The following is a 2319-nucleotide window of genomic DNA, read 5'->3' as shown; positions in this document are numbered from 1 at the left end:
GTCTTCACCCACCGCGTCGATTACCTCCCCGAAGTCGGCTGGCACCTGCTCGGCACGGCCCGCTGCGGCGACGACCCCGCCACCTCGGTGGTCGACGGTTACGGATGCGCCCACGACGTGCCGAATCTGTACATCTTCGACGGCAGCGTCTTCGTGACCTCCTCGGCGGTCAACCCTACGTCGACGATCTCGGCGTTCGCGCTGCGCGGCGCTGAGCACATCGTCGACAACGCCTCGAACCAAAGGACGCCGCTGTGACCGAATTCCTCAGCGAGATCGAACAAGTCGGTGCACGTCGGCTGGCCGATCTCTGGTTCCCGGGCTCGACTCTGTCCCCGCGGATGACCGAGTTGCCCGAATATGAGGCGGTGCTGCGCCGCGCTGTCGGCGCCAACGCCGATGCCACGGCCGCATTGCAGGAAATTGCATCGACGGCCGCGGTGATGCCGGACCTGACTCCCGAGCGGCTGGAACAGTGCTCAGCAGAGGCGGTGGAAGCCGCGTTCCTGGTCATGTCGTGCGCGTACTACATGGCAAAGACCACCCGCGTTGCCATCGGCTACCCGGGACAGGAAAGGCTGCCAGTCTCTGCGGCCACTGCAGACCAGCTGGTCACCGAGGAATTGCTCGCGCCTGTTCTGGCGCGCGGCGCGACCTATGTTCCCACCCCGGATCCGGAGTAGACGATGCTGGAGAACAATTTCCTCGTGGTCAGCGCACCCGGCGAGGATCCGAACTACCTCCGGCGCAGCCCCGTGGAACTGCTCATCGCCGCCGAGGCCGATCGACCCGACGCGCCGTTGCTGGCCTGGCCGGAGGGGACCGCCTCGGTCACCGAGTTCGCCCGGCTCGCGCGACGGTGCGCGGTGGATCTCAGCGAGCGATTCGGGGTGCGTGCCGGTGACCGGGTCGCGGTGGTCGGCCGCAATTCGCTGCATCGGCTGGCGTGGCAGTACGGCATCTACTGGGTCGGCGCCGTCGAGGTGTCGGTGAACTTCGAGCTCAAGGAGTCGATGCTGCGCCACGTCCTCACCGACAGCGACCCCATGCTGATCCTCACAGACGAGGACTTCCGTGCGCAGGTGCGCGCGCAGTCCCAGGACGTGCGGATCGAATCGATCACGGCACCGATCACCCCGGCCGCCGACGTCGACACCGACGAACTCGACTGCGCCGAAAGGCAATTCGGTGGTGAGGTGCTCGCGACGATCCTGTACACCTCGGGCACCACGGGACCGTCCAAAGGCGTCATGCTCCCGCGAGGCTATTTCGCCAACCACGCACACAGCATCCGAACCATGCTGGATCTGACCGTGGGTGACGTCGGCTACTTCGTCCTGCCGTTCTTCCACGTGGACGCTCACATCGTGTTCCCCGCGATCATCGAATCCGGGTCATCGGTCTTCTTCACGACCCGATTCAGCGTGCGGCGGTTCTGGTCCGACATCGTCGACCACGGCTGCACATGGGCCGCCGCCGTCGGCTCTATTCTGGCGGCAGCCACAAGTGTGGAGCCACCGGCTACCTCACGGATCCAGTTGCGTACGTTGCTCGCGGCACCTGTCCAGCCGCAGACCTACGCCTTCTACGAGGATCGGCTCGGCATCCCGATCCTGAGTATGTACGGCCAGACCGAGGCCGACGGCGTCACCCACGAGCGCAGCGACATCCGCCGACGTGGCAGCGCGGGTGTAGTCTGCCCGGCCTTCGATGTGGCCATCCTCGGCACCGACGGCCGCCGACTGCCCGCCGGGCAGATCGGGGAGATCTGCCATCGACCGCGCTATCCCAACATGACGCTGCGCGGCTACTGGCGACGCCCGGACGCCACGGTCGAAGCCTGGCAGAACCTCTGGTATCACACCGGCGACCTCGGCGCGTTCGACGCGGACGGTTTTCTGTTCTACAAGGGCCGGATCACCGACTCGCTGCGCCGCAGGGGCGAGAACATCTCCGCCCACGAGCTCGAAGCCGTGGTCAGGGACGCGCCGGACATCCTCGATGCCGCCGCGGTCGGTGTGGTGGACGAACTCGGCGGCGAGGATGAGATCAAGGTGCTCGTGGCCTGCGCGGAGGCACACGAACTGAACCCGAGGGAGTTCTTCACGTTCTGTGAAAACCGCTTGCCCCGCTTCGCGGTCCCGCGGTTCGTCGAGCAGGTCGCATCCACCGCGTTCGTGCGCGGACCGGGTACCGGGACGATTCAAAAGCACCATCTCTCGAAGTCGACCACGAGCGCCGGCGTTTACGACCGAATGAATCTCGCCGCCGTCTTCGAACGATAACGTCGATCTGACTTGGTATTCAGTCGGCGAGAGC

Annotated in this window: 3 protein-coding genes; all 3 read left to right on the top strand. The window is 65.8% G+C overall.

Annotation, left to right across the window (positions count from 1 at the left end; all coding sequences use genetic code 11):
• Positions 1-258 (top strand): GMC oxidoreductase (locus ACFWF3_RS32765; protein ID WP_379317748.1); only part of this gene is annotated, 258 nt, incomplete at its 5' end.
• Positions 255-683 carry a hypothetical protein gene (locus ACFWF3_RS32760; protein WP_379317746.1) on the top strand — a complete coding sequence of 143 codons (429 nt, stop codon included), beginning with the start codon at positions 255-257 and terminating at the stop codon, positions 681-683. The genes ACFWF3_RS32765 and ACFWF3_RS32760, both read left to right, overlap by 4 nt.
• A 3-nt stretch (positions 684-686) precedes the next feature.
• Positions 687-2285: a class I adenylate-forming enzyme family protein gene (locus ACFWF3_RS32755; protein WP_379317744.1), complete on the top strand. Its 1599-nt coding sequence runs from the start codon at positions 687-689 to the stop codon at positions 2283-2285.
• Positions 2286-2319 lie beyond the last annotated feature (34 nt).

It is taken from the genome of Nocardia sp. NPDC060220, assembly GCF_042727815.1.
In the GTDB taxonomy this organism is placed as follows: domain Bacteria; phylum Actinomycetota; class Actinomycetes; order Mycobacteriales; family Mycobacteriaceae; genus Nocardia.
The sequence above is the reverse complement of the archived record's forward strand: the minus strand, read 5'-3'. Positions and strand labels throughout refer to the sequence as shown.

Bases quoted from the DNA above. Each gene is read 5' to 3' on its own strand.
- ACFWF3_RS32755 (WP_379317744.1), top strand. From the start codon at position 687: ATGCTGGAGAACAATTTCCTCGTGGTCAGCGCACCCGGCGAGGATCCG.